Origin of the sequence: Bacillus gobiensis, assembly GCF_001278705.1 — a bacterium.
GTDB lineage: Bacteria > Bacillota > Bacilli > Bacillales > Bacillaceae > Bacillus > Bacillus gobiensis.
This window is the reverse complement of the sequence record NZ_CP012600.1, coordinates 4,431,622-4,445,596: the sequence shown is the minus strand read 5'-3', so window position 1 is coordinate 4,445,596 and position 13,975 is coordinate 4,431,622. Positions and strand designations below refer to the sequence as shown.

Sequence of the window (13,975 nt, the reverse complement as noted above, 5' to 3'; positions counted from 1 at the left end):
TATTGTTTACTGTAATAGAACACCTGTTAGAATATATAGTTTGCCAATAGTAATAGAAAAATATAACGTTAAAATCAATAGAAAGCCAGCCTGTTTGCCTTATAAGGCATCGGGCCGGCTTCTATTAGTCGTAGATATGAACGGTAGGCTCATTTGCTCCTTCTTCTTTAACAATGACAGCTTCCTCACCTTCAGAGGAGGTAATTTCCACCTCGACTCGCAAATGATTGGCCGAGTAATAATCCATGATTTGTCCCGTTAAGAATTGCGTAAAAGCGATAACCTCTGTTTTTCCATAAAACTGCATAGGAATTTCAATCTTCATCTCTCGAAGCTGGTCATCCTTATAAAACGCTTTGCCAACAACACCTGTATAGTTAGGGAAATAATTGTCCACGTTATTTTTAAAGCGGTTAAAGATCTCCGCTTCATCCGGATGCTTTTTTTCGTTGGCTGAATTTGGGAAAAACGCATGTTCTTCGTTTAACCCTCTCCAGCTTCCAAGCTCTGTGGAGCCTGCTTTAACTTCCGATTTCGCAATAAAATCACCTGATACGATCGAAGTTTTAGGGGCTTGCTGATAGAGTGCAATCGTGACGGGAACATTTTTTAATTCTTCCTTGCTTCTGACTCTCTTAATAACCTCAGCTGCGATCTTTTTGCCTTCTTCCTCAATCTTCTTATCATCAATCGATACTTCTTTTTGCGGGTCTCCAATATTCTCGCGGTAATAGTATACCGAGTTTAATGCAAGGCCGATGACAACACCGCCCAGTTCCACCGATTTATCGTTTTTCTTAATAAGATAATTGTGCTCAAGCATCGTAGCCAAATAATTCGGGCTGCTTTCCGGAGAGCCCTTTTTCACCGGGTTCAGTCCGGCATTTTGAAAATTATTATCCTTTTTTTTAGCTTCTTCTAAATCTTTTCCTTCCAGCTTACGTCCCAGCATGCTTCTGACCGTATCTTCATCAAAGTATTGGCCTTCTTGAAACAAATAATCGTCCGTTGAGAACGAGTCCTGGGCAATCCTCATCAGCCCCGTTTCAAATTCATCAATGTCGAGGCGGGTGTTTAAATTTTCTGCCGTTAGTCCTCTGGCAGCCCCTGCTTTAAATGGAAGCACCATTTTATAATACGAGTCTGAAATGTTATAAGTGGGTATCGTCACCTTTTTATTTGTTTCATCCGTTTCCTGCTGCACAAGCTCCTCATCCTGATTTCCAAAATTCGGCGCACAAGCAGAAAGCAGCAAAACCATTGCAGCAGCCAACATCCATGCTTTTTTCAATCAAAACACTCCTCTTACTTCTTTAACTCTGTTACCAATCGCTGTTCATTCCATACTTCAATGTTCAGTTCTTCTGCTTTCGCCAGCTTGCTGCCAGCTGCCTCTCCTGCAATGACTAAATCTGTATTTTTGCTCACGCTCCCGGTAATTTTTCCTCCGAGCCTTTCGATTTCAGATTTCGCATCATTACGGGTAAGCTGTTCAAGCTTCCCTGTAAGGACGATCGTTTTATTCGCAAAGTAAGAGTCGCTTTCTTCCGCTGCATTCGCAAGCTTAGGACCCGTATAAGTCATATTTACCCCGAGCTGTTGCAGTTCATCAATTAGTTCAAGAACTTCTTTTTTCTCAAAATATGTGACAATAGCATCGGCCATTTTATCACCGATTTCATCAACTTGCACTAATTCATCCTGTGATGCTTTTTTCAGGCGATCCATGCTTTCATAATTCATAGCTAATGTTCTTGCTGCTTTAGATCCGATAAACCGGATTCCCAAGCCAAAAAGAAGCCGTTCCAATGAGTTTTCTTTTGATTTAGCAATAGCTTTGATTAGATTGTCGGCCGATTTTTCGCCCATCCGTTCAAGATTGACAAGTTGTTCTTTCGTGAGCTTATAGAGATCAGCAGCATTGTGTACCAAATTTTCTCGAAACAGCTGGGTTATGACCCGTTCGCCTAGTCCATCAATGTTCATCGCATTGCGTGACACGAAATGAATAAGACCTTCACGGATTTGGGCGGGGCATTCCGGATTTATGCAGCGCAGAGCCACTTCGCCTTCAATGCGGACAAGCTCACTGCTGCATTCGGGGCATTCAGTCGGCATATCAAAATTTTGTTCTTCGCCCGTCCTCTGCTCCACCAAGACATTAACAACCTCGGGGATAATATCTCCAGCTTTTTTGACGACAACTTTATCTAACAGCTTAATATCTTTTTCTCTAATTAAATCTTCGTTGTGCAGGGATGCTCTTTTGACTGTCGTCCCCGCTATTTTTACAGGCTCCAATACAGCTGTAGGAGTAATGACGCCTGTTCTGCCAACATTTAATTCAATATCAAGCAAAGTCGTGACTACTTCTTCCGCAGGAAATTTATACGCAATGGCCCAACGCGGACTCTTTGCGGTAAATCCGAGCTGCTCCTGCTGTTTTAAGGAGTCAACCTTGACAACAATTCCGTCGATTTCGTAAGGCAAATCCGCCCGCTTTTCCTGAAATTCTTCCACAAATTCGATGACTTCTTCAATCGTATTGCATTTTTTTCGAGTTTCGTTTGTTTTGAACCCCAGTTCATCAAGAAAATCAAGACCCCCGCTTTGCGTTTCTATGCCTTCTATCTCATCAAGCTCCGCTATACTATAGACGAATATATCGAGATTTCGTTTCGCAGAAATTTTAGGATCAAGCTGACGTAGAGACCCTGCCGCGGCATTTCTCGGGTTGGCAAAAAGCATCTCCCCGTTTTGTTCACGGATTTCATTGAGGGCTTCAAAGGAACGCTTCGGCATATAAGCCTCTCCCCTTACCTCTATCGATAGATCACGGTTCATGCGCAGCGGAATGCTCCGAATCGTTTTTAGATTTTCGGTTATATCCTCTCCGGTTGTTCCGTCTCCTCTCGTTGCGCCTCTTTCAAATACGCCGTTTCTATAGCGTAAAGAAACGGCAAGGCCGTCTATTTTCAGCTCAACATTATACTGAATGCTGTCTCCTGCCAACTGCCTCGCTCTTCTGTCAAAATCTCGTAAATCGTCAGCATGAAATGCATTGCCAAGACTTAGCATTGGCGTTCCGTGCTGAACCTTTTGGAATGCGTCCAACACGGCTCCGCCGACACGCTGAGAGGGAGAATCAGGACTTTTTAAATCCGGGTGCTCTTCTTCTAATGCGATCAGCTCTCTCATCCGTTCGTCATATTCTGAATCTGGCACACTCGGCTGGTCGAGCGTATGATATTCATAGTTGTATTGATTAATTAATTGTTTCACTTGTTCAATTCGATGTTTCGCTGCCTCTTTGTCCATTGATTTTGATCCTTTCCATTTCATCTAGGATTATTGTTTTTCAATTGGTGCAAAGGTAGCCAGCAATCGTTTTATGCCAATCGGCTTTGGAAACGCGATATCCAGCTCCTTGCTTTCGCCCTCGCCTTTTACGCTGACAACCGTACCAACTCCCCATTTTTTATGGGCAGCTTTATCCCCTACAGCCCATAGGATACCGTCTCCGCCCGTCTTTTCAGGAATCGTCGCAGGACGTGAAACAGGGGCACGCCGTTCTTTTCGCTGTCCAGATACAGGAAAGCTTGCGGATTTTTTCTCATTTAGGTTATCCAATAACTCCTGCGGTATTTCCGAAACAAATCTCGATTCGGAATTAAAGTTTGTCCGTCCAAAAAGGGTACGCATTTTCGCGTTGGTTAAATAAAGCTCTTCCTCAGCTCTGGTAATCCCAACATAAGCAAGCCTGCGCTCCTCCTCCATTTCTGCTTCTTCCATAAGGGAACGTGAATGAGGGAATACCCCTTCTTCAAGACCCATTAAAAAAACGACCGGAAATTCAAGCCCTTTTGCGGCATGAAGCGTCATTAAAATGACCGAATCGTCGTTCCCGCCGGTCTCTTCGTCATTGTCTACTTGGTCGATATCTGCGATGAGAGCAAGATCGGTTAAAAAGTTGACAAGGCTTTTATCCTCATTTTGTTTCTCAAAGTTTTTCGTGACAGATAAAAATTCATCAATATTTTCAAGGCGGCTCTGCGCTTCAAGAGACTTTTCGGCTTTCAGCATTTCTCTGTACTCAGCTTTTTCCAGGATTTCTTCCGTAAGCTCAGTTACAGATAAGTATTCTTGCATATTGGACAAATTTCCGATAAGCTGCCTGAATTGATCGATAGCATTCGCTGCTTTTTTGCTTACCCCAATAAAATCAACTTCGGCAGCCGCTTCGTAAAGCGATAAATCGTTTGCAGCAGCATATGCTTGAACTTTCTCTAAGGAAGTAGCTCCCACACCACGTTTCGGTACATTCACGACCCTTACAAAGCTAATGTCATCATCCGGATTGGCAATAAGGCGCAAATAGGCCAGGATATCTTTAATTTCCTTCCTGTCATAGAACTTGGTTCCGCCCACGATGTTGTAGTTAATATTGGACTTCATAAGCGTTTCTTCAATGACACGGGATTGGGCATTTGTCCGGTAAAGAATGGCGATATCCTTTAACTTGCGCTTCCCGCTTCTTACAAGTTCGTTGATCTTTCCGGCGACAAACTGCCCTTCACCAAACTCATTGTCTCCGCTGTAGTAGCTGATTTTTATCCCTTCATCATTTTCCGTCCAAAGGTTTTTCGGTTTGCGGTTTGCATTATTTTTAATGACCTCATTGGCTGCGGATAAAATCCGTTTCGTCGAGCGGTAGTTTTGCTCAAGAAGAATCACCTCTGCGGTCTTATAGTCCTTCTCAAAGGAGAGTATATTGGCAATGTCCGCTCCCCGCCAACGGTAGATTGATTGATCCGAATCACCAACAACACAAATATTTTGAAAGCGCTGCGCGAGCATTTTTACGAGCAAATATTGTGCTCTGTTCGTATCCTGGTACTCATCAACATGAATGTATTGAAATTTCCGCTGGTAGAATTCCAAAATCTCAGGTACACGCTTGAATAAAGTAATGGTTGTCATGATTAAATCATCGAAATCAAGCGATTGATTTTTCAACAGCTTTTTTTGGTAATCGCTGTACACATCACTGACCATTTGGCTGAAGTGATCTCCCGCCGTTTTGCTGTATTCCTCGGCGGTTATCAGTTCGTTCTTCGCACTGCTGATCGACCCTAGAAAGCTCCTTGGATCAAATTTTTTCGAATCAATATTGCGTTCTTTTAAAATTCCTTTAATGACAGAAAGCTGATCAGACGTATCGAGTATTGAAAAATTGCGGTTGATCCCGATTCTGTCGATATCTCTCCGAAGAATTCTCACGCACATGCTATGAAACGTCGAAATCCAAATATCCTCTGACCCAGGGCCGAGAATATTTTCTACACGCTCTTTCATCTCCCGCGCTGCTTTATTTGTAAAGGTAATCGCGAGAATATTCCACGGAGCTACATATTTCTCTGCCATTAAATAAGCAATACGATGAGTAAGCACCCGTGTTTTTCCGCTTCCTGCGCCTGCCATTAAAAGCAATGGTCCGTCCGTTTTCTTCACTGCTTGCTGTTGGACAGGGTTCAATCCGTCCAGTAAAAAGTGGCTGATTTTCATCAGGCATTCACCGTCCTTACCAAACATATGTTCTATATTATATCATTTCCTGCTGATTATCTATCATTTTTTACAGCCTGAACTGTTTTCAATGCTTCTTCAAAATTTTCATAAATGGCATTGCCAACCACGATTACATCAGCATGCTCTGACATTTCTCCTGCTTGGCTGCTGTTCGTTATACCGCCGCCGTAAAACAGTGTTGTATTCTGCAATGTTTTTTTAACCTCTTTCACCCAAGAGGGATCACCATACATTCCACTGTACTCCAAATAAAAAATGGGCAGCTTCAGCAAGCTGTCTGCAACTCTAGCGTAGGCTTTGACATCCTCCAGATCTAGACCAGTTTTTGCTTCAGTAAGTGCTGCTGCCTTGCAATCCGGATTTACGATGCAATAGCCTTCGACAACAATTTCTTCAGCAGACATTATTTCACCGTACTCCTTCATAGCCTCTTTATGGAGACCAACGATCCATTGCGGATTATTGCTGTTTAAAACCGTCGGAATGAAATACAGGTCAAAACCCGGCACAACAGATTCTATAGTTGAAACCTCGAGAATACAAGGCACAAGAAAACGTCTGACTCTGGACATTAAGTTCAAGACATTTTCTTCGCTTACATTGTCGCTGCCGCCGATAATGATTGCATCTGTTCCCGATTCACATAGCTTGTCCAGTTCAGTATCTGATATCGTTTTATCGGGATCGAGTTTAAAAACATGCTTCCACCCGTTTACTTCATACATCAAAAAGCTCCTCCATTTCGTGATGCCATTATCATATTATATCAACCGCCTTCATTCAAAAAAAGAGAAACCTAAAAGATTCATTATATGCTAAAATAACTGGTTAATGATCGGACTCTTTTTCGAAGTTGTCCCAAAGATCCCGATATAAGAAAATCTGAAATGGGGAATAAATGTGAAGGCAAATGATCTCCAGAGTATTTTACAAAATGAAGTGAATGAAACGGGGAAAGAAAAGCTTCTTTTTGCATTTAGCCGGAATCCTGATGACCCTCTTACCGCTTATTGCTGTGCCGCTATCCATGACAAACTCGGTTATGAACAGGAGGCGGTTCCTTTCTATTTAAAATCATTAGAAAACGGGATCAGTGGAAATGAAAGAATTGGAGCATTTTTAGGCTTGGGCAGCACGTATCGCACGCTGGGGAAATATGAGAAGTCAGCGGAAATTCTAAAACGCGGAGTGAAAGAATTCCCCGAAGCAAATGAATTAAAGGTGTTTTATACAATGACATTGTATAACCTCGGTTCTCATAAGGAAGCTGTACAGGAATTATTAAAGCTGCTTGCTGAAACGACGAAAGATGAAGCCATTCTTTCCTATCGCCGGGCGATTCGTTTTTACTCGGATAATTTGGATAAGACGTGGGAATGACTGTCCCCCCCTTAAAAAAGTAATTCGGCTGCAGCTAATGTTTAAAGAAAAAAACTAGCTCAGCGAACTGATCTAGTTTTTTTCGTAATCTGATAAACTCAACATCCTTATTTAAAAAGGTCACCTATTGGAGCGTTTCCTTCTAGTAGGGTTACTACCTTTTTGTATGCTGTTTCTTTACCTATAGCAGCGTTAATAACACGAGCAACATCTTCTCTAGGAATTCGTGATGTTTTGTAACCTGACGGATCAGTTGTTACTTTTCCCGTACCTTCTTCGTCAGAGAGAACCCCAGGTCTAAGAATTGTATAATTTAGATTGCTTTCTTTAATAATCCTATCCGCATAATGTTTTGCAATGAAGTAAGGCTTTATACCTTCTTCTGTCCAGTATTCCGGCTCATCTGCATGAATTGAGCTCACCATGATAAATTGTTTCGCTCCGATCTTCTCAGCAGCTGCCACTGATTTAGCTGCCCCATCTAAATCAATCATGATCGTCTTGTCCGGGCCAGTATGTCCCCCGGACCCTGCCGTAAATACAATCACTTCCGATCCTTTTATGGTGTCAGCAATTGTGTCTGCATCGTCTTCTAAATTTAGATAAGCAGGTTTTACGCCTTTTTCCTCAAAGAAGGAGAATTGTTCTTCTTTTCTTAATCCGACTGTTACATCATGCTCTTTTGACTCATTTAAGACATTGACTAAGTTCTTACCAACTTTACCATTAGCCCCGATAATGAATACTTTGCTCATGCCAATCCCTCATTCTTTCTTTTTTTATTTAAGGGTTCTACAATTATATTCCCCTTAATTTTCTTGGATAAGGCAAAAGGGAAAGGTTACTCAGGTAGGAGACGGCAGTCTCCTTTCCGATTGATTCTTGGTCCTTGGATTTTAACGCATTTGGAGGTTTTGAAGGTTTTGGAGTCGTTTCCCTGCATGAAGAAGTCCAATGGAACAATCAGAATGTTGTGAGGGAAAGGAGAAATACTCAAGAAAAAATCCTTCCTGGATAGGAAGGATTAAGGACTTTAACAACAGGAGAATCATTCATGCCGGTGATTAGTAAGTATCGGAAACAGTACTTTTGGATGATACAGATGGAGAGGGCTTCGGATAAGATTTATCACTCTGACTAATCGAATATATATTTCCGGCTCAGAAGCTGAAAGTTCATATACCCTTTTGGAGTACCATTGCTTGTATGGCTGAACAAAAGTTCGCGCCCCTTTAACTTCGGGATGACGAAGAGCCTCTGTTGTCGCCATTTCCCAAGGAACGTCGATAATCTTAGAAATCTTCTTATGTAAACTTTGACTAAATCCCTTGTCAGCCTTCTTCGTTTGAAGAAGAGAAGATTTCAACTCTAAAGCTTGCATCGCTGCAACAGACATACCTTGTCCGAAAAGAGGGTCAAAACGGCAATGAGCATCACCAATGATTAAAAAGCCGTCCGGAATGTTTTTTGCTAGATCAAAACGGCGCCGTACTTGATAAGGAACTCGATGTATTTTAATCTCGGAAAGTGGCTCTGCTCCCTCAAGAAATTGAAGAACATCAGGAACAGGAAGTTTTTTTGCATATGAGATAAATTCCTCATTTGTTTTCGGTGCCTGTGCATTAGCATATCCACTATACGTGACAGAGAATCGGTTTTCCTCAAGAGTTTGAATAAAGGCACCGTAAGGGTTATCGGGAATACTTGGTGATATAATGAGGCTTTGCCATTCGGGATGTTCTTGTTTTTTAAGAGAGTAAAGGCGTGTAGCATAAAACAATTGAATCTTAACTTTTTCTTCCTTTACTTTGACATCAAGTGCTTGTAGCCAATCGATACTCTTAGATGAGGAACCGCTGGCATCCACTACTAAATTGGCATCCAGTTCCTCTGTGAGACCGGATTTTAAGGAACGTAATCGGACTCCTTTAATGGTATTGTCATGCTTGTTTACTAACAGCTGTTCCGTTTTTGTTTCATATCGAGTGATAATATTAGGAACTTCTTCAACTCGTCTTTGTAAATGCCATTCAAGCATAGGCCGGCTTAGCTGAAGCATGATCAACTCTCCAGAAAACCGTTTTTTCCAATAACCAAAATGGTGCCACTTCAGATCTTTTGTAGGATTAGTGACGATGCTGCCATCTTCTATTAATTGAGACACGATCCCCGGAAACAAAATCTCAATCGCTTCTTCTCCTCTTTTCAATAAGACGTGAGGGTGGTAACTCTGAGGAACTCTTTTTCTAGGAACCTTTTCTTTATATTCTTTATCTGCTTCTACAATGATGACTTGCTGAAATGAATGAGATAACGCTTTAGCAGCTAATTTACCGGCAATCCCACTACCAATGACTACAGCCTTTTCCCGCATGTTACTTCCTCCATTTTTATTTTGTAATGATGATGCTGGTTCCAATTATTACAAAAGAGGACTAATTGGGCTAGTAATTTTTTATTGCTTTTGAAAAGACTTATTATTCGTTTTTGCTGATTTACAGACTATGAGCAGACCCTTTGGAAAATCATTCGAATTTATTGGATGAAAAAGGAGGTTTATGGGATTATATGGCGAATAAGATTTTTCAAGTCAAAACGGGAGAGGAGTAATGATAATGAAAAAGTTGCAAATGATTGTCGCTGCATTGATCGTGGCGTTGTTAGTCCCTTCTTCTACATTTGCTGAACTTAGTGAGGATAGTAAAGAGGGTGCTTATGAATTGAGGGAAGAAACTATTAGGAAGTACTCTTTGGACATTTCAGAAACTCAGTATGTAAAAATGCCATTAGGCGCAGATATCTTATCAACATCAATAGACCATTCAAATAGTGAACGTTTTTTTGTTCATGCTCTTGTAAACACACTAGAGAAACGTACGCAAGAAATGGAATTCAAATTGTATAGAACGGATCAGGATCTTGATGCTAATATTGGAGACTATAAATTCTTGGAGACTGTACAATTATCTTATGCTGAACACTTATTTCATGTTTTCTACATAAGAGCTAATTAATGCATTTTTCGTACAGTTTTCGTACAGTTTTCATACAGTTTTTCCTTACCTTTTGGGGGATAAAAAGCTCTATGAAGCGTGGTAATATGATAGTGAGCGAAATCCCTTACCACATAGCGTACCATTTTTAGATCCTATCCCGAAGTCACCCACATCCCGGTGGGTGGCTTTTGGTATGTCAACACTAAACTGGCATCCAGTTCCTCTGTGAGACCCGACTTTAAGGAACGTACACGGACTCTTTAACGGTATTGTCATGCTTGTTTACTAACAGCTGTTCCGTTTTTGTTTCATATCTAGTAGTAATATTAGACTTCTTCAACTCGTCTTTGTAAATGCCATTCAAGCATTGGCCGGCTTTGCTGAAGCATGATAACTCTCCAGAAAACCGTTTTTTCCAATAACCAAAATGGTGCCACTTCAGATCTTTTGTAACATTAGTGACGATGCTGCCATCTTCTATTAATTGAGACACGATCTCCGGAAACAAAGTCTCAATCGCTTCTTCTCCTCTTTTCAATAAAACGTGAGGATGGTAACTCTGAGGAACTCTTTTTCTAGGAACTTTTTCTTTACATTCTTGATCTGCTTCTACAATGATGACTTGCTGAAATAAATGAGACAACGCTTTAGCAGCTAATTTACCAGCAATCCCACTTCCAATGACTACAGCCTTTTCCTGCATGTTACTTCCTCCATTTTTATTTTGTAATGCATGATGCTGGTTCCAATTATTCCAAAAGAGGACTAATTAGGCTAGTAATTTCTTGTTGCTTTTGAAACGACTTATTATTCGTGGATATTTGTAACAAGAACGAGGTTTTGATTATGGAAAAAAGCTATGGAATATATTATACTCCCTTTAAAGATGTTAATTATTTACAATGTCTTTAATTATAAGGAGACTTTCACCTTTGATACCTGAATTAAATCCAAAACTTATTGATGAATTTAGAGATAAAGTCAACAGCAAAAGAGGATTTGTGAGACATTTTTTTGTAAATTATAAAAGAAGTTCAAGCACGGAGGGGAAAGACGTATGGAGTAAAATTTGCTCATGTATGGACTGGTTGACCGTAGCAGTTAAAGGTATAGAAAAACCTAAGCTTAAGAAAAAAATGTTACTAACATCACTTGAGTTTACTCATTTTTTAGTAACTATTGATATGATTATAGAAGCCGTAAATCAATTATGGTTGGCTATAGGACAAGAAACGAAAGGTAAACAACCCTATATTAACGACCGGAGCATTTTTCAAAAAAGAGAGTTCAATAAAGACTATACCGATGAAAAATATGTAAAGCAAATTCGTTCGTGGTTTGGAGTCCACGCTGTTAACGGAAATGAGGTAGACCTTGATGGTTTCGATAAAGGGCTCCGGTTTTTTAGTAGTTGGTCCGATCCTCATGACGGACAAGAATTTTCACTTCATCTTTATTCGAATAATCGGAAGGCACACAAAGAATATGGTGGAACTAAAAAAATTAAAGTAGATTGCCTTGTTAAGTTTGCAGCATTAAGGTATGAAACATTAAGATTGTTAATGGAAGAGATAGATAAACTTTATTTCAAAGTTATTAAAGAACTTCAACGTCATCCTGTCCATTTAGATGAAAGTTTACCCGAATTGAGCCAGTTGAGAGAACTTTATTCTCAGGCTCAAGATAGAAAATTGACAAGTGAGTATTATGAGGATCATGTTTTGCGATATATGTCTTTCTTAGAGTGTGATTTAAGTTTATTTGAGGAACCTGAGCGAAAGGTAATATGTAGTTACTTATCTGAATTGAAGCCAATCATACCTGTTTACAAGGATATTATTCAACAAGTTGAGTTCAAGGAATTTGAAATTTTCGAAAGACTCGAGATGAGATCACATATATACGCAGATTATTCGTACGAGTATGCAAAAATCTTAAACTATGCTGAAGGGACACCACAGGATATCGGAAACTACGGGATAGATACCATTTCATTAGACATATTGATTGAGGAAGGGTTGTTACCAGAATACAGTACTACTCTATCTGGTTCATCTCTATCGTTATTAATACATGCGCTAGACTATGATTGGAATAAGACTAATCGACGTGTAGATTTGAAATAAAAGCCTTCCTTGGACACGAAGGCTTTTTTTGTATTAAATTAATCTCTATTGTCAAAATAAGAAAAACCTATAGTGTCCTGCCGAAACTTTAGTTAATCCACCAATCAAAGTATATATTACAACTAAACTTCTAATTCTTCTTCTTCTTCTTCTTGTTTGAATCTATCGCAGGTTTCTTTAAAGACTAAGTTAAATTTTTCAAATGCTTCTTTTTTAAGTCCTTTTAATTTTTTAAAATTAAGAATCTCATCAAGATACTCTAAATATTCTTCAAAGGTTTCTTCATTAAACCAACCCCTTAAAGAACAGTCTTTCAATAACATTATTGCTTTATCGATTATCTTATCGGTTTCTTGTTCATTCACACATAAGACAGCTGATAATGCTGGTTTACGATACCTCTTAAATCTAAACCTTTTATTCTCATTGATAAACGTTTCTAAGAATATTCCTTCAACAAGATAAGGAGACGATTTAAATTCACTCTTATATAAGGATGATACAAAAGATATTGCATCCCTAGCTTGACCATCAGCAGCCTGCAATATATTCCTGCCTAACTCAATTAAAAATTCTGAATCAAGGGTATTGATTTTTTCAACTCCGAGTGATTGAATTGCTTCTATTACTGGATTTTGAGCATACCAGTTAGAAGTTTTTAAATCAGAAATTAATTCCGCCTGATACCATTCTAAAGGGATTCCTATTGATACTTTTTTACTTATATATAATTTTTCTACAGCAGACTTAAAACGTTCAACATGTCTCTCATTCAGTAAGTCTTGATTGTAGAGATTTAAAACACTTGTTAGATTCTCTAAACTAGGAGTTTCGACTTCTCCATCATCACCAATAGGTTCAATTAAATGGCCAATCATAGCGTCTTTTAAAATATCATTTAGATGAGTCCAATAATCTTCTTTTACAAATACCTTAGTTATAATTGAAGGGTATTTATGTAACAGTCCTTCTAATGACCAAGATTCTGTCGAAAAGTTTTTTAGTGAACATTTAAGTAGCATATCTAAAAACACAGAACCTCGTCTTTCAAATAAATCCTTTGTAAAGTCCTTAGATACCTTATTTAGATTTTCAATAAGTAGTTTAAAGAAATAAGGAAATACTGATGAATGAACATGGTTTAAAGTACTTATAGCAGCTTTTTGTACTGTCTCTGTACTATCATCAAGATAATGATGATTTTCAAAAATAGATGTCACCAAACTTTGTACAAAAGCGTGTTTTAACAAAGCAGGTTGACTTAGTACGATGTTCACACTTAACTCGATGGCCAGCTCTACCTCACTGTCAGATGGAGCTGCATTGAGAGGATGGGCATATACACCTCGCATATCCTTCATATGTTCTAATTTTTTGCTTTGCTCTGCACTAATTAAACCAAAATCTTTCGCAGACCTTATCAAGAAGCTATCTGTTGGCCTTTGTTTTTGTTCCAAATCTTCTATTTTACCAATAACCTTTTTCTTGATTTCATGGTCTCTAGAAGACATATCATAAAACTTTAATTTTAATGACTCTGCTGTACTAATCCATGTCGTAATATATGCTGCTCTTAATGCATTACCATTTAAACAATTAACAGCCTCGTCAAATAAAACTTTATCCCTGTCTTCAACTATTTGACCTCTTAGAACATTAAAATCCATATCCTCTTCCTCACTATTACTGAAATTTATTAAAAGATACCTAATTAAGAATTGAAAATACATTTTTTTATCAGGTAACAAGATTATAGCCTACATTTCTAAATTATGGTATATGTTTTTGTTTGTAGGTTGTTTCAAAATTCATTTTTAAGACGCTTATATCAGTGCATCGAAAAAAGTTTTCATAACTTAGTGTCATATACGACTGACAAAGAGG

General features: G+C 39.1%; 11 protein-coding genes. 3 read left to right on the top strand and 8 right to left on the bottom strand.

What is annotated here, in order from left to right; genetic code table 11:
• Positions 1–124 precede the first annotated feature (124 nt).
• Genes AM592_RS22315 through AM592_RS22300 form a run of 4 tightly spaced genes read right to left on the bottom strand, consistent with a single transcriptional unit; the run spans position 125 to position 6,314 of the window.
• Positions 125–1,291: a CamS family sex pheromone protein gene (locus AM592_RS22315; protein WP_053605800.1), complete on the bottom strand. Its 1,167-nt coding sequence runs from the start codon at positions 1,289–1,291 to the stop codon at positions 125–127.
• Positions 1,292–1,305: 14 nt separating this feature from the next.
• A complete protein-coding gene (gene ligA, locus AM592_RS22310; protein WP_053605799.1) occupies positions 1,306–3,318 on the bottom strand; it encodes an NAD-dependent DNA ligase LigA in 2,013 nt (670 codons plus the stop codon).
• Between the two features lie 30 nt (positions 3,319–3,348).
• On the bottom strand, positions 3,349–5,565 hold the full coding sequence (gene pcrA / locus AM592_RS22305) for a DNA helicase PcrA (protein WP_053605798.1): 2,217 nt from the start codon (positions 5,563–5,565) through the stop codon (positions 3,349–3,351).
• A gap of 56 nt (positions 5,566–5,621) precedes the next feature.
• Positions 5,622–6,314: a heptaprenylglyceryl phosphate synthase gene (locus AM592_RS22300; protein ID WP_053605797.1), complete on the bottom strand. Its 693-nt coding sequence runs from the start codon at positions 6,312–6,314 to the stop codon at positions 5,622–5,624.
• Positions 6,315–6,489: 175 nt separating this feature from the next.
• Here AM592_RS22300 and AM592_RS22295 point away from each other — a divergent pair, with 175 nt between their 5' ends.
• Complete coding sequence (locus AM592_RS22295) at positions 6,490–6,969, top strand: tetratricopeptide repeat protein (RefSeq protein WP_053605796.1); 480 nt, start codon at positions 6,490–6,492, stop codon at positions 6,967–6,969.
• Positions 6,970–7,076: 107 nt separating this feature from the next.
• Here AM592_RS22295 and AM592_RS22290 read toward each other — a convergent pair whose 3' ends face one another.
• Positions 7,077–7,724 carry an SDR family oxidoreductase gene (locus tag AM592_RS22290; protein ID WP_053605795.1) on the bottom strand — a complete coding sequence of 216 codons (648 nt, stop codon included), beginning with the start codon at positions 7,722–7,724 and terminating at the stop codon, positions 7,077–7,079.
• A gap of 293 nt (positions 7,725–8,017) precedes the next feature.
• The gene (locus tag AM592_RS22285; RefSeq protein ID WP_053605794.1) at positions 8,018–9,343 is read right to left on the bottom strand and encodes an FAD-dependent oxidoreductase; all 1,326 of its coding nucleotides are present in this window, start codon (positions 9,341–9,343) and stop codon (positions 8,018–8,020) included.
• A 241-nt stretch (positions 9,344–9,584) separates the two neighbouring features.
• Between AM592_RS22285 and AM592_RS22280 the strand changes: the two genes are divergently transcribed.
• Positions 9,585–9,983 (top strand): DUF7352 domain-containing protein, encoded by a 399-nt coding sequence (locus AM592_RS22280; protein WP_148564361.1) that lies wholly within the window; start codon positions 9,585–9,587, stop codon positions 9,981–9,983.
• A 220-nt stretch (positions 9,984–10,203) separates the two neighbouring features.
• Here AM592_RS22280 and AM592_RS22275 read toward each other — a convergent pair whose 3' ends face one another.
• Complete coding sequence (locus AM592_RS22275; RefSeq protein ID WP_053605792.1) at positions 10,204–10,668, bottom strand: hypothetical protein; 465 nt, start codon at positions 10,666–10,668, stop codon at positions 10,204–10,206.
• Between the two features lie 229 nt (positions 10,669–10,897).
• Between AM592_RS22275 and AM592_RS22270 the strand changes: the two genes are divergently transcribed.
• Complete coding sequence (locus tag AM592_RS22270) at positions 10,898–12,091, top strand: hypothetical protein (RefSeq protein WP_053605791.1); 1,194 nt, start codon at positions 10,898–10,900, stop codon at positions 12,089–12,091.
• Positions 12,092–12,213: 122 nt separating this feature from the next.
• Here AM592_RS22270 and AM592_RS22265 read toward each other — a convergent pair whose 3' ends face one another.
• Positions 12,214–13,839, bottom strand: coding sequence for a hypothetical protein (locus AM592_RS22265; protein ID WP_053605790.1), 1,626 nt, complete (start codon positions 13,837–13,839; stop codon positions 12,214–12,216).
• Positions 13,840–13,975: the final 136 nt, after the last annotated feature.

What these genes read in the sequence shown, in the direction of transcription:
- ligA (WP_053605799.1), bottom strand. Translation starts at nt 3,318, where the DNA reads ATGGACAAAGAGGCAGCGAAACATCGAATTGAACAAGTGAAACAATTA.
- pcrA (WP_053605798.1), bottom strand. Translation starts at nt 5,565, where the DNA reads ATGAAAATCAGCCACTTTTTACTGGACGGATTGAACCCTGTCCAACAG.
- AM592_RS22300 (WP_053605797.1), bottom strand. Translation starts at nt 6,314, where the DNA reads ATGTATGAAGTAAACGGGTGGAAGCATGTTTTTAAACTCGATCCCGAT.
- AM592_RS22290 (WP_053605795.1), bottom strand. Translation starts at nt 7,724, where the DNA reads ATGAGCAAAGTATTCATTATCGGGGCTAATGGTAAAGTTGGTAAGAAC.
- AM592_RS22285 (WP_053605794.1), bottom strand. Translation starts at nt 9,343, where the DNA reads ATGCGGGAAAAGGCTGTAGTCATTGGTAGTGGGATTGCCGGTAAATTA.
- AM592_RS22280 (WP_148564361.1), top strand. Translation starts at nt 9,585, where the DNA reads ATGAAAAAGTTGCAAATGATTGTCGCTGCATTGATCGTGGCGTTGTTA.
- AM592_RS22275 (WP_053605792.1), bottom strand. Translation starts at nt 10,668, where the DNA reads ATGCAGGAAAAGGCTGTAGTCATTGGAAGTGGGATTGCTGGTAAATTA.